The sequence below is a fragment of the Moraxella caprae DSM 19149 genome, assembly GCF_000426885.1.
Classification (GTDB): Bacteria; Pseudomonadota; Gammaproteobacteria; order Pseudomonadales; family Moraxellaceae; genus Moraxella; species Moraxella caprae.
Map to the genome: position 1 here is coordinate 1 of NZ_AUGF01000037.1, position 20968 is coordinate 20968.

Annotated in this window: 20 protein-coding genes; 1 reads left to right on the top strand and 19 read right to left on the bottom strand. The window is 44.8% G+C overall.

The window, feature by feature from the left end:
* Positions 1-383: 383 nt before the first annotated feature.
* The gene (locus K941_RS0109495; RefSeq protein ID WP_029103432.1) at positions 384-803 is read right to left on the bottom strand and encodes an ACP-like domain-containing protein; all 420 of its coding nucleotides are present in this window, start codon (positions 801-803) and stop codon (positions 384-386) included.
* A gap of 358 nt (positions 804-1161) precedes the next feature.
* Between K941_RS0109495 and upp the strand changes: the two genes are divergently transcribed.
* The gene (gene upp / locus K941_RS0109500; RefSeq protein ID WP_029103433.1) at positions 1162-1791 is read left to right on the top strand and encodes a uracil phosphoribosyltransferase; all 630 of its coding nucleotides are present in this window, start codon (positions 1162-1164) and stop codon (positions 1789-1791) included.
* Between the two features lie 18 nt (positions 1792-1809).
* Here upp and K941_RS0109505 read toward each other — a convergent pair whose 3' ends face one another.
* The 18 genes from K941_RS0109505 to K941_RS16480 all read right to left on the bottom strand — a co-directional run bounded on the left by K941_RS0109505 (position 1810) and on the right by K941_RS16480 (position 20633).
* Complete coding sequence (locus K941_RS0109505; RefSeq protein ID WP_029103434.1) at positions 1810-2640, bottom strand: metal ABC transporter permease; 831 nt, start codon at positions 2638-2640, stop codon at positions 1810-1812.
* A gap of 1 nt (position 2641) precedes the next feature.
* The gene (locus tag K941_RS0109510) at positions 2642-3523 is read right to left on the bottom strand and encodes a metal ABC transporter permease (RefSeq protein ID WP_322782721.1); all 882 of its coding nucleotides are present in this window, start codon (positions 3521-3523) and stop codon (positions 2642-2644) included.
* The gene (locus K941_RS15425; RefSeq protein ID WP_084137730.1) at positions 3520-4539 is read right to left on the bottom strand and encodes a metal ABC transporter ATP-binding protein; all 1020 of its coding nucleotides are present in this window, start codon (positions 4537-4539) and stop codon (positions 3520-3522) included. Before K941_RS15425 ends, K941_RS0109510 begins: the two co-directional genes overlap by 4 nt.
* Positions 4540-4792: 253 nt before the next feature.
* Positions 4793-5758 carry a metal ABC transporter substrate-binding protein gene (locus K941_RS0109520; RefSeq protein ID WP_029103436.1) on the bottom strand — a complete coding sequence of 322 codons (966 nt, stop codon included), beginning with the start codon at positions 5756-5758 and terminating at the stop codon, positions 4793-4795.
* 256 nt (positions 5759-6014) lie between these two features.
* Positions 6015-6272: a GlsB/YeaQ/YmgE family stress response membrane protein gene (locus K941_RS0109525; RefSeq protein ID WP_036388054.1), complete on the bottom strand. Its 258-nt coding sequence runs from the start codon at positions 6270-6272 to the stop codon at positions 6015-6017.
* A gap of 330 nt (positions 6273-6602) precedes the next feature.
* On the bottom strand, positions 6603-7991 hold the full coding sequence (gene mpl / locus K941_RS0109530) for a UDP-N-acetylmuramate:L-alanyl-gamma-D-glutamyl-meso-diaminopimelate ligase (RefSeq protein WP_029103438.1): 1389 nt from the start codon (positions 7989-7991) through the stop codon (positions 6603-6605).
* Positions 7992-8108: 117 nt separating this feature from the next.
* On the bottom strand, positions 8109-8651 hold the full coding sequence (locus K941_RS0109535; protein WP_084137731.1) for a disulfide bond formation protein B: 543 nt from the start codon (positions 8649-8651) through the stop codon (positions 8109-8111).
* Positions 8626-10185, bottom strand: coding sequence for a glutamate--cysteine ligase (gene gshA, locus K941_RS0109540; RefSeq protein WP_029103440.1), 1560 nt, complete (start codon positions 10183-10185; stop codon positions 8626-8628). The genes K941_RS0109535 and gshA overlap by 26 nt, the downstream gene beginning before the upstream one ends.
* 437 nt (positions 10186-10622) lie before the next feature.
* On the bottom strand, positions 10623-11054 hold the full coding sequence (locus K941_RS0109545) for a type IV pilin protein (RefSeq protein ID WP_036388055.1): 432 nt from the start codon (positions 11052-11054) through the stop codon (positions 10623-10625).
* On the bottom strand, positions 11054-11641 hold the full coding sequence (locus tag K941_RS18045; protein WP_029103442.1) for a prepilin-type N-terminal cleavage/methylation domain-containing protein: 588 nt from the start codon (positions 11639-11641) through the stop codon (positions 11054-11056). The genes K941_RS0109545 and K941_RS18045 overlap by 1 nt, the downstream gene beginning before the upstream one ends.
* Position 11642: 1 nt before the next feature.
* Positions 11643-15692 (bottom strand): pilus assembly protein, encoded by a 4050-nt coding sequence (locus K941_RS0109555; protein WP_029103443.1) that lies wholly within the window; start codon positions 15690-15692, stop codon positions 11643-11645.
* A gap of 43 nt (positions 15693-15735) precedes the next feature.
* Complete coding sequence (locus K941_RS0109560; RefSeq protein WP_029103444.1) at positions 15736-16578, bottom strand: hypothetical protein; 843 nt, start codon at positions 16576-16578, stop codon at positions 15736-15738.
* Between the two features lie 50 nt (positions 16579-16628).
* Complete coding sequence (locus K941_RS0109565) at positions 16629-17396, bottom strand: PilW family protein (RefSeq protein WP_029103445.1); 768 nt, start codon at positions 17394-17396, stop codon at positions 16629-16631.
* Positions 17397-17403: 7 nt separating this feature from the next.
* Positions 17404-17712, bottom strand: coding sequence for a PilW family protein (locus tag K941_RS0109570; protein WP_029103446.1), 309 nt, complete (start codon positions 17710-17712; stop codon positions 17404-17406).
* Positions 17712-18266, bottom strand: a complete 555-nt coding sequence (gene pilV / locus K941_RS0109575; protein WP_029103447.1) for a type IV pilus modification protein PilV — start codon at positions 18264-18266, stop codon at positions 17712-17714. The genes K941_RS0109570 and pilV overlap by 1 nt, the downstream gene beginning before the upstream one ends.
* Positions 18260-18775, bottom strand: coding sequence for a GspH/FimT family pseudopilin (locus K941_RS16475; RefSeq protein WP_051226002.1), 516 nt, complete (start codon positions 18773-18775; stop codon positions 18260-18262). Before K941_RS16475 ends, pilV begins: the two co-directional genes overlap by 7 nt.
* A 354-nt stretch (positions 18776-19129) precedes the next feature.
* Positions 19130-19486: a hypothetical protein gene (locus K941_RS0109585; RefSeq protein ID WP_029103448.1), complete on the bottom strand. Its 357-nt coding sequence runs from the start codon at positions 19484-19486 to the stop codon at positions 19130-19132.
* Positions 19487-19895: 409 nt separating this feature from the next.
* Positions 19896-20633, bottom strand: a complete 738-nt coding sequence (locus K941_RS16480) for a hypothetical protein (protein WP_051226003.1) — start codon at positions 20631-20633, stop codon at positions 19896-19898.
* Positions 20634-20968 lie beyond the last annotated feature (335 nt).

Consider the following 20968-nt stretch of genomic DNA (forward strand, 5'->3'; position numbering starts at 1 on the left):
GTTCTTAGTATGTTTTTAAATAGTACGTGATACATCGTCTGTATCATCAATCAAGGCTGACTATTCTATCACAATGGATTTTGATGTCAAGCGGTTTTTTAATTTTTTTTTGAAAGTTTTTAGAAGTTTGTTTTTAACTTAACTTTTAAATCAATTCTTTCGAAATATTCAAACTTTAACAAACTTCACTCTTAATTTTATTTAGATTAAAGTTGTTTTGTTGGTGTTTTGTAACTAACCATTGCTTGAATGAGTGCGTATTATACAGGGTTTTTGGTGGGGGTCAAGTACTTTTTTGAATATTTTTAGGGAAAGTGGTTTAAGGTATTGATTTTGTTGTGGATTTAAAAAAAGACAGTCAGTGGACTGTCTTTTCGTTCAGGCTAACCCTTAATCTTTTTAGTGCCGACAACTTTGCAATGCTTGTATTGAATTTCGGAATTTGGATCCATGATTAATACATCTGACTCATGGTAATTACCCAGTGTCATAGCACCACCACTAATTGTCCAACTGTTTTCATCACCAAAAGATGTGCCAGCAACATCAGAATGTGCTAAGTTAATCGGCAAAAAGCGAGTTTTGCCCCCTAAATGAGCTTCGGCATAGGTTGGTAGTTTTTGCTTATTAAAGCCATAAGTAACTTTGACTGCACCACCCTTGTTGCAACTGTATGACACTTGTCTTACTTTTGTGGTGGTTTCATCCGCTTTTGCCGCATCCATGGTCGCTTCTGCATGAGCCACACCTGTAAAGGCAACGCCAAGAGCAAAGATTGGGGCGATGAATTTAACTGCTTTCATAAGAACTCCTTAAAATAAGGTAAACAAAATATGATAATCAAATCAAACAATCCTAACTTCATTAAGAAGTAAGACTGCTTTATCTTGATTGGTATTATATAAGAAGAAAATCAAACTTGATACTGTATAACGGTAAAGAATTATTGCTGATTTGTCGTTTGTGGTGACATAATGGTTATTTTAAAATGATTTGTTACAGTTTAGAAAAATTTAGGTTTATCAATGATTTGTAATTACAATCGTATTTACATTTGTACTTTATTCTCATTAAAAAAATTATCAAAAAAACTTCATGCCACCCTACTTAAATGGTAAAATACACCAAATTTCCCATTTTGTACCTTTATTGAGAATTATCATGCAAATTACCGTCATTGACCACCCCCTTGTCCGTCACAAATTATCGCTCATGCGAGAAAAAAACTGCTCTACCTATAAATTTCGCACGCTCACCAACGAGCTTGGACGGCTGATGGCATATGAAGCGAGTCGTGATTTTGAGACCGAAGATTTTGACATGGACGGCTGGGATGGTAGCACCATCAAAGGCACGCAGGTCAAGGGTAAGACGGTAACACTGGTGCCGATTTTGCGAGCGGGACTTGGTATGTTAGATGGCGTGCTTGATTTGTTGCCCACCGCCAAAATCTCATTTGTTGGCTTACAACGTGATGAAGAGACACTTGAACCTGTGCCATTTTTTGAAAAATTTGTTAAAGACATCGAGAAACGTCCTGCCCTAATCCTAGACCCCATGCTTGCCACGGGCGGTAGTATGGTTGCCACCATTGATATGCTAAAAAAACATGGCTGTCAAAGCATCAAAGCCCTTGTGTTGGTCGCCGCCCCCGAAGGCGTAAAACTTGTCAATGATGCTCACCCTGATGTTGAGATTTTTACCGCATCGCTTGACAGTCATCTCAACGAAGACGGCTATATCATCCCCGGTCTTGGGGATGCTGGCGATAAGATTTTTGGCACTCGCTAAACCACCCTACGCCAGTCGTCATGATTGGCGTTTTTCTTTTATTTTTGAGGTGACAACTGCCAATATAAACACCACCGCCTGCAATAGCACAATCGTCGCCCCCGTTGCCGAATCCAGATGATAACTTAAAATCACGCCTAAAAAACTGGTCAAACACGAACTTACCACCGCCACAGCCAGCATGGTATGAAATCGCCGACACAAGACAAATGCCGTAATGCCAGGGGAGATGAGCATCGCCACCACCAAAATCACGCCAACGGCTTGCATGGCAACCACAATTGTGGCGGACAATAAAATAAGCAACCCATAATGCAAAACTTTGGGCGACAGTCCTGCCACACGAGCATGACTTGGGTCAAAGCAGTACAACAATAAATCCTTACCCTTTAACAGCACCGCCCCCAAAATCGCCCCACAAATTATCATGGTCTGGATAAGCATTTCACGGCTGATGCCAAGCAGATTGCCAAACAAAATATGCTTTAAATGCTGGTCGGTGTCTATTTTGGTAAATATGACAAGCCCCACCGCAAACATGCCTGCAAAGACAATGCCCATGAGCGTATCTTCCTTGATACGGGTGTTGTTTTTTAAAAAACCCACCGACACGGCACAAAACAGCCCCGCCACAAATGCCCCAAGCGACATCGGAAGTCCTGCCCACACCGCCACAATCACCCCCGGAAACACCGCATGGCTAATCGCATCGCCCATAAGCGACCAGCCCTTTAACACCACATAGCACGACAGCACCGCACACACCGCCCCAACCACGACCGATGACAATAGGGCGTGTTGCATAAAGGTGTGGGATAAGGGTTCGGTGAGAAAATTTAGAAGTTGCATATTAAAATCTATGGTTGTCAAATTGGGCGGATAAATGCTTTCTTTTTAATCTTTGTGTGATTATCCCAAACTTCCCCGAAAACAAAAACGCCAGCACAAACAATGCTGTCTGCAAGGACACAATCACACCGCCTGTTGCCCCGTCCAAAAAATAACTCAAATACACGCCAAGCCCACCCGTTGCCACACCAATCGCTACCGCAATTTTGACCATTGTGTTAAATTTATCGGTCAGTTGATAAGCGGTCGCCCCTGGGGTGATGACCATCGCAATCACCAAAATCGCCCCCACCGTTTGCAGTGCCGACACCACGCACGCAGACAGCAGGCTAAAAAACAGTACTTGATACACTTTTGGAGACAGTCCCACCGATTTGGCGTGAATTTCATCAAAAAAGACAAGCAGTAAATCTTTCCAAAAAACGAGCAAAAAACCAAGCGACACCGCCATGACAATGCCCACTTGTATCATGTCGGTATCACTAATGCCCAAAATATTGCCAAAAATAATCTCTTGAACATTGACAGACGTGGGATTGATAGAGATGATAAACAGTCCTAACGCAAAAAACGTGGTAAAAATAAAGCCAATCACTGCATCTTCTTTTAGGTTTGTCAAAGATTTAACCCACAAAATCGCCAAAGACGCCAATATCCCCGAAAAAAACGCCCCAATCGCATAAGGTAAGCCGAGTGCGTACGCAATAGCCACCCCCGGCACGACCGCATGGGACAAGGCATCGCCAATAAGCGACCAACCCTTTAACATCAAATATGCCGACAAAAACGCACACACGCCACCGACCACAGACGACAGCACCATCGCTTTTACCATATATTCATAGGCGAACGGCTCGGCAAGCAGGGCAAACAGCTCACTCATGGCATATCCTTATTTGGGTTTAAATTTGGTGTGGGGCTGGGCGTTGTGGTGTCGGTTTTAGGGTTGTATAGTTGTACGCCGTCATTTTTTGCCCGTTTTTGATTCATATTGACCTGCCCCACACGGCTCGCCTGTGCAGTCTCATCGCAGTGGCTACGCTCGGGCGTGTCATCATGCACCCCATAAAACACCGCAGGCACTTCATCGTCCGCCAAAATCGTAACCGCACGACTGTCATCGTCATCGTGCAAATCCTTGCCTGCCAAGCGAATTTGCCGTAACACACCGCCAAATACCTTCTCCAAATTCTCTTGGGTAAAGGTCTCTTTGGTCGTACCACTTGCCAGCACAGTGCGATTTATCATCACCACTTGGTCGCAAAATTCTGGAATCGTCCCCAGATTGTGCGTGGAGATTAAAATCAAATGCCCTTCGCTTCGTAAATCGTCAAGCAACGCCATAATCGCCTTTTCGGTTTTGACATCAACGCCTGTAAACGGCTCATCAAGCAGGATAATTTTGCTTTCTTGGGCAAGCGAGCGAGCCAAAAACACTCGTTTTTTTTGACCGCCTGACAGTTCGCTGATTTGCCTGTCTTTTAGATGAGAAATATCCACCCGATCCATGGCGTCCGCTACCTTTTGGCGGTCGGTTGCCTTGGGTAGTCGCAAAAAATTCATATAGCCATACCGCCCCATCATCACGACATCATAGACCGACACAGGAAATTGCCAGTCCACTTCTTCGGCTTGGGGAACATAGGCGACTAGGTTTTGTTTTAGGGCGGTGTTAATGGGCAAACCAGAGAGCAAAATCTGCCCTGATTGAGGCCTAATCAGTCCCATAATGGACTTAAACAGCGTGGATTTGCCAGAGCCGTTTACCCCCACCAAGGCACAAGTTGTCCCACCTGTCAGGGCAAAATTCATGTCAAAAAGGGCGTGATGACCGTTGGCGTAACGCACGGACAAATCCTGAACACTAATGCTGGCGGTTAAATCGTGAATGTGTGTCATAATTGTGAAAAATTGATTTAAAAAAGATAGAAATTTGATAGTAGTCTAAAAAGTATGCTGAACTAGGTTTTCTGTTCGCCCTGAGCCTGCCTACGGGTAGGAAAACCGTTATGGGCAGGCATAGCTCGCCACGAACGGTTTTCTTTGTAGCATACTTTTTGAAACACAATCAGAAATGTTTAAAATTTCCATATTTTTTAAATCAAAAATTTGGCAAGATACCGTATTTTATCTTGCCAAATCGCCTTGTCAATTATTTTTGGGCTTTTGCGTCTTCAAACCCTTTAACCACCGTACTTGCCGTTACATTAAGTAAGTCAAGATACGTTGGCACTGCCCCGTCTTTTTCGCTTAGGCTGTCCACATACAAAACACCACCATAATACGCCCCTGCCTCTTTGGCGACTTGTTTGGCAGGTTTGTCCGAAATGGTGCTTTCGCTAAATACCACAGGGATTTTGTTGGTTTTAACCGTGTCAATGAGAGCCTTGACCTGTTGGGGCGTGCCTTGTTGCTCGGCGTTAATATCCCACAGATAGGCTTCTTTTAGCCCATAATCTTTGGCAAGGTAGCTAAATGCCCCTTCTGAAGTAACGAGCCAACGCTCATTCTCAGGAATTTGAGCAAGTTTGGCACGCAGTGGCTCATCCATGGCTTTGATTTTTTGGGCGTATTCTTCGGCATTTTTAATATACACGTCTTTGTTTTTTGGGTCGTGTTTGATGAATGCGTTTTTGATATTTTCCACATAAATCAAGGCGTTAGACGTAGACATCCAAGCGTGCGGATTTGGCAAATCCTTATATGAGCCTGCCTTGATAGGTATGGGCGTGATACCGTCCGTTACCACCACCGCAGGAGTGTCTTTGGCATCGGCATAGAATTTTTCAAACCAACGCTCCAAATTCATGCCATTCCACAAAATCAAATCGGCCTCTTTAACCTTGGCAATGTCCTTTGGGGTCGGCTCATAGTCATGAATCTCCGCCCCTGCCTTGGTAATGGAATGAACGTCTGCTGCATCCCCTGCGACATTTTGGGCAATGTCTTCAATAATGGTAAAGGTCGTTACCACCGTCATTTTGTCGGTTTGGGCGGTGGGCGTGGGGGCTTGTTCGGTTTTTTGTTCGGCAGGCTTGTCGTTGCCACAGCCAATGAGAGCAAGGCTAAGCCCCAAGCAGGTCGCCCATTTTTTTAACTCAAAAGAAGGTATCATCATAAAATTTCCAACCACATCAATAAATTGAAATCACCCTTATCAACTGGTTTAAAATACGCCTTAAACATACACCAAAAAACCATGTTATAAATAAGGAATTTAGATGATAATAATACTCATTAATTGTTAAAAAATCAAGGGGTTTGATAAAATAAATACACAAACCAAAAACCCTGCCAATATCATAGCAAGGTTTTTGTCAAATCAAAATTTAACATTTTAAAATGTCAATATTTTTTGATTAAATTATTTTTAATTACTTCAAACGTCTTTTACCCGTGGCAAACTCATAGATGAACAGAACGATGATGGCACCAATGACTGACAGCACCAAGCCACCAAAACCGCCCTCAACTGACATACCCAACGCACTCGCCAAGAATCCGCCAACGACCGCCCCGACAATACCCAAAATAACGGTCATAATCCAGCCCATTGAGTCTGCCCCTGGTTTGATGGCACGAGCCAACAGTCCTGCAACCAATCCTACAATGATTGTCCAAATAATACTCATGATGTCTCTCCTATAACTGCCTAGCCCATAAATGCTTTGGCAAATCAATTAAACCATGGTTAAACAATGGTCTTAGAATACCTTTACCAACCTGACCAATTTGCTTTGTCTGCTTTTTACTTGATGTAAAAGTTAAATGAATTGTAAGCCAATCTTACCGCCCACACTACCCCAAAAACGTTAATAGCGTAGGACGAATGTCAAATTTTAGGCAGATTTTTGATGATTTGGTTAAAATCTTAGCAAATATGCAAGATTGTGAGTGATTTTTGTAAAAAAAAGAGCAATGAAAAAAGACCTGCCTAAGCAAGTCTTTGCTTTTTGTGATGGTTAAGTCAGTATTTCCAAAATCCGCCCGTGTATCCCCTCAAATCCGCCATTACTCATAACAACTATCGCATCGCCTGAGCGGACATTTGCCTTGATAAATGCCAAAATCTCATCAATGCTATCAAGTACGACTTGCCCGCCCGTCTCGCCAACAGCTTCTTTTAGCCCCCATGACAAGCCTTTTGGCTCATACCAAATCACACCGTCTGCCAATGACGCTGACGGAGCAAGCTGGGCTTTATACACACCCAATTTCATGGTGTTAGAGCGTGGCTCGATGACCGCCCAAATCTTGCAACCTGTGAGTTTTTTCTTGGCACCGTCAAGCGTGGTGGTGATGGCAGTCGGATGATGGGCAAAATCATCATACACTTGCACCCCGCCAATATCGCCGATGAGTTCCATACGGCGTTTTATCCCTGCAAAGTTTGACAGAGCCTTGCACGCTGTCGCCACACTCACGCCCACACTACACGCCCCTGCGATAGCAACTAACGCATTATTGACATTATGCACGCCACTCATGCCCCACGTTACCGTGCCTGTTTCATCGCCTGTTTGTCCGATATGTTTCACGTGAAACACTGAGCCGTCCGCTTGTTCCAAAGTCGCTTGCCAATCCGCCTCATCGCCCACGCTTGTCCGCCAAACAGGTGTCCATACGCCCATTTTTAAGGTATCTTCTAAGCTCTCCACGCCTTTTGGCATGATGATTTGACCGCTTGGCGGTATCATGCGAATCATGTGATGAAATTGGGTTTGGATTGCCTTTAAATCAGGAAAAATATCAGCATGGTCGTATTCTAAGTTATTTAAAATCGCAGTCGTGGGACGATAATGAACAAATTTTGAGCGTTTGTCAAAAAAAGCACTGTCATACTCGTCCGCTTCAATGACAAAATAGTCTTGACCCAAATGCGAGCTGTGGGCAAAGGCAGATTTTAAGCGTTCGTCATCGGTAGCCACAAGTGGCACACCACCGATTAAAAAGCCTGTGTCAATCCCTGCATATTGCAAAATCCAAGCAAGCATGGTCGTGGTTGTGGTCTTGCCATGCGTGCCTGCTACCGCTAGGACGTGGCGGTCTTGTAGGACATGTTCGGACAAAAATTGCGGAGCGGATGTGTAGTGAAGTCGCTTATCAAGCATATATTCCACCGCCTCCATGCCACGTTTGCAGACGTTGCCCACCACCACCAAATCAGGGGCAGGGTCTAGGTGAGCGGACTTGTAGCCCTCCAAAATCTCAACGCCAGCGTTGTGAAGCTGGGTACTCATGGGCGGATAAATGGCGGTGTCCGAACCTGTAACCGTATGCCCAAGCGAACGTGCAATCAGGGCAAGCGACCCCATAAATGTCCCACAAATACCCAAAAAATGAATGTGCATGATAGTGCCTTACTATGATAATTTGGCAAATTATAGCAAATTTTGGTAAAAGGCGGTTTTTTATTTTAGAAATAAAAAAGACGGAAAAATTTTTCCGTCTTCTCTTTTACCTTAACCTTACATCTGCTTTTTTAGTATCCTAGCAAACCCAACACCCAATATCACCAAAAACACCGCAAACATCGCCAAAGTCAGCTCAGGAATGCTAAACCCCAACATTTGCCAGTCTATCTCAGCACATTCGCCCGAGCCTTTTAGTACTTCTTGGAACACCTGCAAAATCGGCAAGGTATCCACCCAGTAGTTCAGCCCCGGTCCACAGGCAGGCACTTCATCAGCAGGCAGGTGTTGAAGCCACACATGACGACCTACTATCGCAAGCCCCCACAACGCCCCAAGAGCCATACCGCCCCACAAAGTGAGCTTGCCCCAGAGTTTTTTGGGGTTTACAAGCATGCCAACAAAGGCAAACACCCCCATTATCCACACGCCAATTCGCTGAAAGATACACAAAGGACACGGGTCAAGCCCCAAATGCTTTTGAAAATAAAAAATCGCCACAAGGGTCGCTACAACCGACAAGGCAAATAAGCACGCACACAGCGTGCGAAAAGTTAGGTGTTTTAGTATAATATTATCTGTATTGTCGTAAGTATTCATAAAAATCTTGGGTCTCTTCTCTCTCCAACTGTTGTTGGTCGGCAAAGGACTGTATGGCGATGTTGGCATAATTAAAGGCGTTTTCATTGCTGATGGCATAGCCAAGCAGTTCATTTTGGTGCTTTTGTGCCAAAAACTGCCCAAGTTTCCATGTACTGCCAAGCCGTCTTGAATCCGACTCAATCTGTGCCGACAGCGTAAAGTTTGGATTGGTTGCCTTGCCTTGCATGAGTGCCAATGCACTGCGATAGTCGTTGCCCTCGTGATATTCATCAAAAGCGTCCGCAATGGGCTGCATCTCGTTCAAAGTACGCACAATCCATTCATGTAGCTCCTGCTCGCCTTGCTCGGTTGTGATACGCACGCCTTTTTTGCGACCGTGATTGACGACCGTCTCCACATTGTCCGCCAGATATTGCTCTTCATCAGGTAGCAAATCAGGCGACTCGGACAGCAAGCAATACAACGCCAAAATCTCCAAAAAGCACGCCGTAGCGGTCGTGATACCGATGTCGCTATACGGGTCTAGGTCAATGGCACGAAACTCCACATAGGCAATCCCCCGACTTTGTAGGGCGTGCGTGGGTGTCTCGCCTGATTGGGTTACTTGTTTTGGGCGGATGGGACTATAAAACTCGTTTTCAATTTGCAAAATATGGTCGTTAATCTGCACAGGATTGCCGTCTTTGTCGTCCACCCCAATGTCCGTAAAGTCGGCAAATGGCGTGCCAATGGCTCGTCTTAGTCCTTTGATGTATTCATCCAAATCGTTGTAGCGAATGTCCAGCTCTTTTTGAACGCTGTTGGTATAGCCCAATTTGCCCATGCGTAGGCTTGTGCTGTTAGGCTGATAGTAAGTGTGCTTGGCGTTGTCAAGCGGTACAAGATCATGCGTGCGACCTGTCAAAAAACATCCGCACACGCTCGGGCTTGCCCCAAGTAGGTATAAGACAAGTGGCGTTAGGCGTTTGAAGTTGCGAATCAGTCCCAGATATTTTTTGTTTTTAAAATCTTGTAAATCGGTGCAAACTTCCGCCTTTGCCCATTTGTTAAACAAGTCATCGCCCACCGATAGATTATAATGCAATCCTGCAATGGTCTGCATTTTGCGACCGTATCGCACCCCAAGCCCTGAGCGGTAGAGCGTTTTGAGTCGTCCGATGTTGGACGTGCCATAATCAGCAAGCGGAATGTCGCTGTCATCTGCCGACAACATACACGGCATGGATAACGGCCACATCAGCTCGCCATATTCTAGCGAGCGATGCACCAGCACATGAAGCTCACGAAGCATATCCAAGGCATCTTTGATGGTGGCTTTGGGCGTGGTGATGAGTTCTAATAAGTTTTCAGAATAATCGGTGGTGATGTAGGGGTGGGTGAGTTTTGAGCCGAGTTTGGCAGGGTGGAAGGCTTTGGAGGCGTGTCCGTTGGACTGCATACGCAAACCTTCTTTTTCTATGCCACGCTTCATGCCCGCCACAAGGGCTGAGTTAAACCAAGTGGGCAGGGTAAAATGTAAAGATGGATTCATTATATTATCCGTATTAAACCATTAATGTGTCTAGGGCATGTTGAACCTTTACAACACAATTTAACATTTAGAAATTTTGTAGAAATAAAATGATGTTTTTTCATGAAATGGCTAAATCTTGCTTTTATTGCAAATACAAAAGTTCAACACTCCTATTATAATAGAGATGGGCGTATGACTGCAAAGAATTTTTGGAAAAGATGCTTATTCATTTGGTAAAATATATCAATAGAGAACCAAATCGATACATTTGATTGATACATATTTGGCAACAAATCTCTTTCTAAACTAAAAATAAACCCTTATAAACACTGGGTTTGAAGTTTTTAAAGATCTATAAAAATCGGGGTTTGGAAAGAAGTCTAATAAAAACTCACCCGATATGTTATTATTGGGTGAGTTTTAAGTAGCAACTTAGAATGATAATAACGGAGCTACTAATTTCTCCATTCATCACCCATGCCACAGCTATTACCACGGCATTTTCTACCATTGGCGCCTAGAACAAGTGCACCATCTCTAGCTTGTGTACCAGCTGCACTCGGATTTGCTGTTAATACCCAGTTACCAGAGTCTAGGTTACCGATGGTTACATTATATAATGCAATACCTGAGCGAGGATAGCCCCCAAGCAGATCTTGGATGGCTTGGTTGTTGTTAGCTGCCAAAGCACGGTAACCACCCCGTCCCACCGCCAGCTTTCTTGCCTCTAACTGCCTACCAATATTTTGTAATTCTGTCATCATGTCTGCACGCTTAGTACGCACAACATAATCTTGATAGCTAGGAATGGCAATGGCTGCCAAGATGGCGATGATCACCACCACAATCATCACTTCTATCAGTGTAAATCCCTGCTGTTTATTCATCACCAAGTCTCCTGCCCTGCAGCATTGCAGGTCGTCGTAGCTAGACCTACCACAGTCGGATCGGCGCCAACGCTGGATTTACACTTAAAACCTGTGCTACGCAGTACAAAAGCACTGGCATTATCAATACTGCCATTATTGGGATTTGGCGTGGCATGCATCACCCAAGAGCGTCCCGAACTTACAATGTTGGCATTAATGGCAGGATTTAGACCGACTGCTGTATTATCACCGTCTCTTAACTCAATACGATAGCGAAAGTTATCTTGGTTACTGCCTAACGGCACGAATATAACCGTACCGTTAGGGGTGTTATCACCATAACTATGAATCGACCTTCCGTTATTATCGACATCTCTGACAGGTACAAAACCACGATAGGTCATGGCAGATGCTCGCCATCTATCTAAATCCACTTGGATTCTACCCATGCTAGACTGCACCTCTGACTCTGCATTACGAACAACCATGTTGCGATAGTTGGGAAGGGCAATGCTGGCAAGTATCGCCACAACTATTACCACAATCATCAGCTCCAACAAGGTAAAACCCTGCTCGTGATGTTTAACAAAAAACCTCTGAGTCATATCATCTCTCCGCATTTTGGAAATCGTACCAACGATTCACTCGCAGATTGTATCTTTCTCTGTCAATCTGTGGCTGTCCGAACAAATCAACACCGGCACCAGCATTAACCCATTTACCTGCCGTATCAACGAAACGACCATCTAAACCACCACCTTGGGAAGGACTGGTGTTTGCCATACTGGCTCTTTCTTGTACGGTTTGAGCACTTAGGAAGGTACGCAAGTTTGTGGTTGTATCACGCTCTGAAGTATAGGCGACGGTTGCCAACTCTTGGATACCCATGCCAGCTGTTGCATAACCCAATGTACCATTTACAGATGGTTTTTCGGCAGTATTGGTTGGGCAGACACCCCAAGGCATACAATACATTTGACGCTCTGTTGCACCTATGGTACGAGCATCACACGTCCCACCACTACCAAACTGAAAATCAGGACTATAGACACTGTTATAGTACACACCACCTGCAACCATGCCCGGTCCGACCGCTTTTAGGTTCTCAACATCAATACGACCATCATAACGAATCATATCATAATACCAGCCCATATGCTTATATACTGGCAGTCTAATGGTATAATCACCAACCCTAACCTCTCTTGCTTCGTTGGGCTTTCTATCTCTCATTGTTTTGATGAGCGACTCACGGTACGCCTCTGTATTACTAGCCCCTGCGATCAACTTGGTATCCATTTTTTGCAAATTTGAATTATCTAGGTTGATGCTTATCAAGCCACTCTCCCCAATCAACGAGTTGGTTGCACGAGTGCTGGCGATATCACGGTCAATGATGCCGTAGACACGGTTTGCATCTGACAATCCACGGCGACGGCTTAGTGGCGAACTTCTGTCCCCTGAGGCGACATTAACCACCGCAAAACGCTGTGAATCATTAGGATCGGTATAAAAACTTGCAATCGGTGCTTCATAAAAACGATAAGGGATGTGATCTTTACCCAAACCACCCTCGTTGGCGTTAAATACCCTGACCACACCTCTGGTTATCTTGTTAGTCAGTTCTACTCCCTGATTACTGCCCGACAGCTCAATTAAGTCAATACGAAACACCTGACCACCCAAATCGGCAAAATACAGATGGTCAATATAACCGTTATTGTTGCGGTCAAGTGCTGTAATGCCACCCACCACGCTGTGATTCATATGAGCCAACCCGCTGGTGGTTGTAACACCTGCACCACCAATCTTCTCATCTTTTGTCCAGCGTCCAACCAGCTCTCCTGTCTCTGAGTCAATCATGTAAACCGCGTTACCTTTGGTCTCTGCCTTGTTAGCACACGTTGCATCCTTATTGTCAGCATCATTTAGTTTGAACAGGGTGTTCTCATAGCACATGTCATAGCCACCGCCAAAAATCAACACCTCACGCTCAATACTTTCACCTCTACTGCCAGTTCCGGTTTTGATTTTTGCCACAACAGGTTTCGCCCAAATTTGACCCATGCGTCCAAATCCGGGTGTTTTGCTGTCTATGCTAAATAGCATGCTAGGTGCCAATCTATTGGTCAAATTCAAACCATACAAACCCTCACCCCCCATACGCAGACCGCCGTAGGCATAGATATGACCTTGCCCCTGAGCTGTTGCGTTATTCGAAGCGGCAATTGCATCGGTAGTAATCCGTGTGGGTGAAGCCGAAAAGTCATAGTTGTATTTAGCATTAATCATCCAAGGTGCATCGACCCCAAAGGCAGGCTCGCCAGAAGTGCCTGTTCCTGATGGGCTTAGAGCTCTACGCTGTTTGTCATCTTCAAACATTCTGCGAGGGATAAAACTAAACTCCTCTTCGCCAGTGCTGGCATTTGCCATAAGTAAAGAACCGCTCATGGAGCCATACAGCACGTAGTCCTGACGACCTTGTGTTGATGAGACGTTGCCTGTGCTGTCAAACTGACCTTGGTATGCCACCAATGCTGGTACAGAGTGATGTATACCACCCATGACCGGCTTGCCTACAGGTGCTTTGCTAAACTCACTTTGTAGTTTAGCATTCTGCTGTGCTGGCGTGCCTCGATAGTCTGATTCCAACAAAGACACATTACCAAAACCCAAGTAATGCAGGATATACGCCTTATCTAAGGCACTGTAGCTCGCTGACAGGGCATCAAAGCCAAATAGCCGACCGTTTTGGACACCTACTTTCTTCATCTTACCGGCATCTTCTACATAGACTGTACGCACGGTATTCTTATTAGTTGCTGTAGGTGCTGGCAAGCGTGCATAGCTACCCCCTGTGGTAATGGCACCATCAGCGGCACCTCTTTGTTGCCATATATCCAGAGCCCTAGGGTTGGTGGCATAGGGGAAGGTGGAGCCTCCTGCCGTCTGATAGAGTCTGGTCGCCCCATCTCTACCATATAATGTGCCGTTTAACGTGTGGTATTTTTTTAAGTTGCCCGGCCATGTTGCAGGTGCTTCTGCGATATTCGCCTGTAGCATGGGCAGATAGGCATAAGGCTGCAAGCTGGCAATGGACAGCGGGTCAGTTGGCACAGCCACCGTTCCTGAAGGAGCGGCTGAGATACTGCCCGTCACACTGTTTACAAATTCAACAATACTTCTGGCGACATCATCCGAAGATTCGGCATAATAAAAACCGCCCTGACCATAGCCATGACCACGCTCACCCAGATAACACAAGTTTCTAGCATCACGCTGTCTAATAAGAGAGCAATCATGGACATCCCTTGTGCTTTTTTCACCTGTGATGGGATCTGTTACTTGCATGGTTTTTTTATTGGTGCTAGCACTCTTAAAAACCCTACCAAAACCCACCGAGGCTGTCAAAATCGGCTTGCCAACTTTATTTTCTTTACTTGCCAACTGTTTGGCAAACTCGCCAATACACTCCCACTGAGGATGGCCGATGGTGCCGGTCAAGCCGGCATAGCTACTACTAGAACTGATGATATCTCTAGGGTTGCCATTAATAGAGCAAAGTCCACGATTTGAAGACAGACGGTTCGCCCCTAAGGCAGCATTCATGATGGAAGTGGTGGCATCGAGGGCAACGCCATGACCGCTGGCGTTGTTGGGCTCACCATCTGTCAGAAAGTAGATGCCCTGACCATCGCATTGACTGTCGCCCATGGGAGATACATAAGTATTGCCTTTGATGGCCTTTGAGTGTGCCATGTTAAAACCACTGCCTGTAGCCCCCTTGGGCAGGGTTTCTTTTTTGTAATAATAAGTTATCCATCCACGATTATATTGATGATTCACACCGAGATCAGCTAATAGCTGTTGGCTAAAAGTTGCTCTTGCAGTACCATTTATTGGGCATGCGGTGTCTCGCTGATTTTCTTTGGGCTGTGGTGCAGTACAGCGAACCATAGGAGATCCATTTCTTGGGTTATTATTCCCATAAGTTACCAAGGTATAAAAGTCCGCCATCTCTGTTGAGCCACTCGTGGTCGTCCCTAGCATATACGCCCCCGCTTCGGCATAGGCATGAGCGGTGGGTGTGAGGGTATTGGCCTGTAAACCCGCGATGATTTTTGCCATCGCCAGTCTGTGCTCATAAGTAAGCTCAGAGACAGGATAAGAGATGACCCCGCCACCATCAACGTCACTTCTATAAAAGAAGTTACCCAGCCCGATCTTATACTTCATGTACTCAGACCCAAAGCCTTTGGCTGGATCGGCCAGCAGTGGCATGATGGCATCTTTTAGACGTGCCATACGATCATAATACGCCGTCGAGGTGCAGTAGTTTCTTGTATAACTGACACGCTCGCCGGCACTGCCATCGTCTTTTTTGACAACAACTGAGTTACTGTCAGACCGAAGATATCGAGCATTGGGACATCCTCTACCGGGATAATCAACACCCACACTGGGGAAACCCATCGATCCTGAGTTATCCAGCATCAGCATGACTGATGAGCCACCACCTGTAGGTGCTTCATAGATTTCTAGGTCGCCAATGCGTTTTTCAACAGTATTGGCATGAGATTGTAGTGTCGCTGCACTCATGACCGTCATGGTGGCGATAATGGCGTGACTGAGCTGTTTTATTGAAAATGTTTTCATCATATATTACCTTAGTATTTTAATAATAACTACTCTTAAGTTCTTATGGTGTAGGTGCCCGACAGGTGCCGTCTGCAGCAAGCTGAGCATTGTCGCAGACATCCGCCTCTTTTTCAAAGCGCAGAATAGCTTCTTCAACGATGGCTTTGGCAGGGACACCTTGCTCTTGGAGACAAGTGGTTAAATTTCTTGCACCGAAGTTATTGCCATAGTTGGCATTCGTAATATCACCGACCGCCATATCCATACAATTCCTAATATCAGCACTGCCAGCACTGGACAAGCCAGGCAACATAGACACACTGTGCATGGCAATGCGAGAGCTAGGCGGTGTGAAGCCTGCACCCAGCTGCTCGCCTTCTAATGCTAACTTAAAATTATCACTATCAGCAGTCTGACTGGTTAATCCACGAGTTACCACCTGAGTCATAACAGTGTTACGCCCCGATATATAGTCTTGGGCATTATTGGGGTTGCAAGCACCATCATTGGTACGCATGGTGCCGCCACCTGGCAGTAACACACGAGCTCTCTCGACATCAAAAAATGTCTGTGCACTGGGTGTGTAGCAAAAACGTACTTGATGATCTACTTTCTCATTAGGATCCGCATTGGCACCACCGATGGGAATAAAGTAGCCAAGCACGCCTCTGGTCTGAGACATCATCTGGGGGCGAAGTGCATGATTATTATCGCCAGCTACCGTCTCGATATGAGCCAATACAGAGTCAGATGAGTTTAACATCAGCACGTCAGCTTGTTCATTGGTGGCAACACGTAAATCCAAACTGCCCTGACGCACCGCTATCATGCCTGCAATCGCAATCAAAAGCAAAAATAAGAGCACAGCAATCAGTGCCACCCCAGATTCAGAGCGATTTACCATAGTACCACCTTTATATATTGTTGTATTGTCATAGTCGCACCAAGACATGATTAAGAACGACCACGTGAGTTACGTAGCATGATGTTAGTCTCATAGACACGACGAATAAATCTGCCTTGATCAGCTTTCATCCCAACTTGATTACCTAAAATAGTATAAGTTGGATTTTCTGGAGCGTCAATCGATGAGACACTACCTTTAGTCAAAAGACCAAGCTGAATGGCGATGATTGCTGTGTTAGCTCCCATGTTATTATACTCGGTCGGCGTCACATAACGAATACCATTGCCATTGGCAACACCAAATCTCACCTGAAAATCATCAATGCCTGAGACAATCAACGCCCCGTCATCGCCAAAGCGATGGATGTTATTCTGCTCGGCGGCACCCGTTAGAATGGTCGCATCTGCCGTTCCTGCACCATTATCTTCAACGATGACATCAGAGACATATAGACCAGCATCACAGCGAAGCTCTAAGGTATCGCCATTGGCTCGGACAAAGTATCGCTCGATAATAATCTGACCATCAATGGGCCCGACAGGGTTACCTGGCATTTCTAAAACACCCGTTCTAGGTCCCAATACCAAATTACCCTCGCAGTCACGCATGTTCACAGGTGCTCTATACTGAATGGTTAGCTGATCACTACCACCACCATTGGTGTTTGTCGTGGTAGCACCTAATGCGTCTCGACTAAGAAGGTCAGTGGTGAGATTGCGTAACACGCCAACAGCCTCAGCATTAGCGCCACCTGCTAATACGCCACTGTCCACAGCACTGGCCCTGGAAACCTCTGACAGACCCAGACCCGCCATGCGGATATTAGACTTCCTGCAAAACCCAAAAATAAGGAAAACCGTTCGTGGTGAGCTTGTCGAACCATAATGGTTTTCCGCCACCACTCAACAAGCTCGGGGTGAACGGAAAACCTAGTTTTGCAGGAAGTCTATTATTCTCAATATGTTGCAGACCAAATACATTGGCATCTAGGATACTAGAACCCGCTTCTTGGACAGTGGCTGTACGTACGCTGATCACATATACCTGACCAACTGCTGCGATGATAAGCAAACCTAACACAAGAGAAATCATCAACTCTATGAGGGTAAAACCTTGTTGTTTATTGATCATTAGTAAGTCTCCAATACAACACAGCTTGAACCACGATTGTAGGTGCCTTGATCAGAAATACAGTCTGCATTACCACCACCAACGGTCGGAGTTGTCTCTCCCCAGCTTGCAATCAGACAAACACGCACCAATCCTGCACCAGGACAGTCCAAAGCGTTTAGCATCATTTGGTTATCTGCAGCCAGTCTCATGGCTTGATGGGCAGTATAATCCACCTGCTGTGTTGCAGTGCAAGCGGATGTTGCACAGTTTGTGCTAGGCGCAGCTGGTATGGCTGCTGCATAAGTGGCAGGGTTTGCACTAGAACCATGTGCAGCGATGGCATCACGATATCTTTGCTTCATGTCTGCGGTAGGATGCAAACGCATGTTCTCTGCAATATTACGTACTGCTACCATGGCATCGCTACGAATAAGCGTCTCATCTGTTGCCTTTACCGCTCTCATCTGCATGGCACTAAACCCAAGCACAGCAACAGCAAGCAGTAGTAATGATACCATAACTTCTACCATGCCCAAGCCATGTTGGCGAATACAGGTATTCTGTCTTAACATTGGCTATTCTCCGAACGTAAGCTAACATTACCATTAACATCAACCGCCACCACTCGTCCTGCACGAGTTCCTTCACTATCACAAGCAACCGTAAAAGTCGATGCTGGATTAACTCGCTTGTTTGCTAAAAATACCACCGTGGCAGCACCGCTTGATGTTGTTACTGGCGTTGAGGTGTTGATATTAAAATCCTTTAATGTGGTACCCGCTACCGTCAATGTTGCATTATTTCCCGTCAGAGTAAGTGTCACATCCTGTCGGCGCATCATACTCTCTGCACGTGCCTCTTTCATGGCAGCGACAATGGTTTGGGCGGTAGATTTATTACGCTGACTCTCTAATGACCTATTGATATTTGGAGCAGCAATAGTGGCTATGATAGCTATAATCACAACAACAATGATTAGCTCAACCAAGCTAAACCCCAACTGTTTAGATGGTATCACATGACCACATCTAGATACTGAAAAGGACACGGTGTATTCCTTATAATTTTGCCGAATTGTCATACAATATCAGCTTTTTAGGACAAAAATACAAATATAGATAAAAGAATTGTTGCAAAAAATATTCCACATATCGCAAATTTTAGGGGAATAGGGCTTTTACTTTCATTATTCATACAAAAAACATACAAATACAGCCTGTTTATGCTAAAGCTCATATTATGCAACAATCCATTGACGGTCTGTAAGATTTTTTATTTTTGCGAATTTATTTTGTTATTATACAACTAGGGCACTCCAAAATACCAAATATAGCGACCAACCGACAAATAATTGGTATTATTGGCAAAGTTATTGTTTGAAAATAAAAAACACCTGCCAAAGACAGGTGTTTTTCAATCATTATCTTAATTAGAATTAAGAGAAGTCTAATTCAGTTTCAAAACCTTTTAGGCTGTGACGAGCCATTGCTAGGTTTGATTTTTGACGATCAAGCACTAGGTACAAGAATAGATTCTCGTTACGTACTAGTGGACGAAGAAGGTGGTATTGACCGCTTAGAGTAATCAGGATGTCTTCAATAGACTCGTTAAGACCCAATGCTTTTGCAGTTTTACGCTTAGCACGTACCACCTCAGTGTTACCAGCAGCCGCTAGTTCTAGGTCAACGCCAGTACCCAAAGCAGCTAGGGCAAGACCTGATTCGCTATCAACCAATGCTGCTGCGATGAAACCGTCGATGTCGCTTAGACCGTCAAGAGATAATTTAGCCATGATGCTATTCCTTAAAAAGTAAATTAATATTGAGATTAATGACGATTTAAGTAATAGTTATCAATAATTAAAGATTTTAAAATTAACAAGTTAATTTAAAATTTTAATGACTATTAACAAATTTCTAAAAATCGTCATATCATAACAAAATCATGTATTAGCATTTTGCTATGTGTGTATTAAACCACACCAAGAAATAAAATGCAAGCATTATTTTGAAATTTTGCGCGGAAAAAATAGAAAAATCAATTTTTTAATAAAAATTTATATAAAAATCAACTACTTTTATAATGTATGGTTTTTCAAAAGATTATTTTTAATTTTTAAAACTATTGATTTAAGCAAACACTCAATATGGCTCAAGACATGCCTAACATAATAAATGATAATCATATACAATATCTTACCATCAATCCACCCTAACCCAAATCGGCATGGTCTGTGAATATTGGCTCGTGCCATAGCTCCCACTTGTGGTGTTGTCGGTGCGAATGTCGCCGATTTTTGTCCATTGTCCACGGTGTAGCATGATGTCATTGGATAGATTTTGGGTGCTAAGCGTGCCTGTGCGTGCCGACTGGTGTAGGCTTAGGCGGATTTGACCGTTTGGAGAGACGGTCGCTTTGGCAGAAAAACCGTCTGTGAGTGCCACCCAAGACGCACCAAAATTCACCCACACTCTGCCATATCGCTGATGAGTTTGCCAGCCTACAAGCCCGATGAGCGTACTTTGAGTGATAGACACAGGCGAGCCTGATAGGGTTTGCACGGTGTAGTGCTGATTTGTGGTGCCTTGGCTTTGGGTGTTGTGGTATTGCCCGTTTATCCACACCTGCCGAGAGATACCGACATTGACATGACCGCCTTGACTGCTTTGGGCGGTTTGGTTGTTTAGGGCAAGCGAGATGTTAAGCTGGGTTGGGGCAACATCCACTTGACGGACAAGGGTAGAGATACGCTCATGGTCGGCAGGGGTCGCCTTGATGATGAGTTTGTCTTGATATAGCCGTGCCGTGCCACGATTGCCAAGCTCATCTTGGATGATGTCAAGCAGAGCAGGGTCGCCATAGGTGTGAATGACATACATTTGGGTGTTGGCGTGGGCGAGCGTGGCAAGAAAGCTTAAAATGATGAGTGATTTTTTCATAAAAATAAAAGGTTAAAATGGCTTTTTAAGTACACCCAACCAACTTGATATTTACCACGGGTTTGTAGGGGGTTGGCTCCGCACACCCTTTGATGATATTACTATACAAGGCGTGCTCAGCACGCCCCTACGTCCACACATCATTGTATTTGTAGTAATTTTAAAGTTTCTTGGGTGTAACTTTTGACTATTTTAACCTTTTTTAGAAAGGAGCTTGTAGGTTTATTGTGTGCAAAAATTACCAGTCAAACCATTTGATGAGTCATTATTTTAACCCAAGCACGTCCTGCATGTCATACAGCTGTGCAGGTTGGTCATATAGCCATAGCCCTGCT

What these genes read in the sequence shown, in the direction of transcription:
- upp (WP_029103433.1), top strand. Translation starts at nt 1,162, where the DNA reads ATGCAAATTACCGTCATTGACCACCCCCTTGTCCGTCACAAATTATCG.
- K941_RS0109505 (WP_029103434.1), bottom strand. Translation starts at nt 2,640, where the DNA reads ATGCAACTTCTAAATTTTCTCACCGAACCCTTATCCCACACCTTTATG.
- mpl (WP_029103438.1), bottom strand. Translation starts at nt 7,991, where the DNA reads ATGCACATTCATTTTTTGGGTATTTGTGGGACATTTATGGGGTCGCTT.
- K941_RS18045 (WP_029103442.1), bottom strand. Translation starts at nt 11,641, where the DNA reads ATGACTCAGAGGTTTTTTGTTAAACATCACGAGCAGGGTTTTACCTTG.
- K941_RS15425 (WP_084137730.1), bottom strand. Translation starts at nt 4,539, where the DNA reads ATGACACACATTCACGATTTAACCGCCAGCATTAGTGTTCAGGATTTG.
- K941_RS0109520 (WP_029103436.1), bottom strand. Translation starts at nt 5,758, where the DNA reads ATGATGATACCTTCTTTTGAGTTAAAAAAATGGGCGACCTGCTTGGGG.
- K941_RS0109510 (WP_322782721.1), bottom strand. Translation starts at nt 3,523, where the DNA reads ATGAGTGAGCTGTTTGCCCTGCTTGCCGAGCCGTTCGCCTATGAATAT.
- K941_RS0109560 (WP_029103444.1), bottom strand. Translation starts at nt 16,578, where the DNA reads ATGGTAAATCGCTCTGAATCTGGGGTGGCACTGATTGCTGTGCTCTTA.
- K941_RS0109545 (WP_036388055.1), bottom strand. Translation starts at nt 11,054, where the DNA reads ATGAATAAACAGCAGGGATTTACACTGATAGAAGTGATGATTGTGGTG.
- K941_RS0109525 (WP_036388054.1), bottom strand. Translation starts at nt 6,272, where the DNA reads ATGAGTATTATTTGGACAATCATTGTAGGATTGGTTGCAGGACTGTTG.
- K941_RS0109555 (WP_029103443.1), bottom strand. Translation starts at nt 15,692, where the DNA reads ATGAAAACATTTTCAATAAAACAGCTCAGTCACGCCATTATCGCCACC.
- K941_RS0109585 (WP_029103448.1), bottom strand. Translation starts at nt 19,486, where the DNA reads ATGGCTAAATTATCTCTTGACGGTCTAAGCGACATCGACGGTTTCATC.
- pilV (WP_029103447.1), bottom strand. Translation starts at nt 18,266, where the DNA reads ATGTTAAGACAGAATACCTGTATTCGCCAACATGGCTTGGGCATGGTA.
- K941_RS0109535 (WP_084137731.1), bottom strand. Translation starts at nt 8,651, where the DNA reads ATGAATACTTACGACAATACAGATAATATTATACTAAAACACCTAACT.
- K941_RS0109570 (WP_029103446.1), bottom strand. Translation starts at nt 17,712, where the DNA reads ATGATCAATAAACAACAAGGTTTTACCCTCATAGAGTTGATGATTTCT.
- K941_RS16475 (WP_051226002.1), bottom strand. Translation starts at nt 18,775, where the DNA reads ATGACAATTCGGCAAAATTATAAGGAATACACCGTGTCCTTTTCAGTA.
- gshA (WP_029103440.1), bottom strand. Translation starts at nt 10,185, where the DNA reads ATGAATCCATCTTTACATTTTACCCTGCCCACTTGGTTTAACTCAGCC.
- K941_RS0109565 (WP_029103445.1), bottom strand. Translation starts at nt 17,396, where the DNA reads ATGGCGGGTCTGGGTCTGTCAGAGGTTTCCAGGGCCAGTGCTGTGGAC.
- K941_RS16480 (WP_051226003.1), bottom strand. Translation starts at nt 20,633, where the DNA reads ATGAAAAAATCACTCATCATTTTAAGCTTTCTTGCCACGCTCGCCCAC.
- K941_RS0109495 (WP_029103432.1), bottom strand. Translation starts at nt 803, where the DNA reads ATGAAAGCAGTTAAATTCATCGCCCCAATCTTTGCTCTTGGCGTTGCC.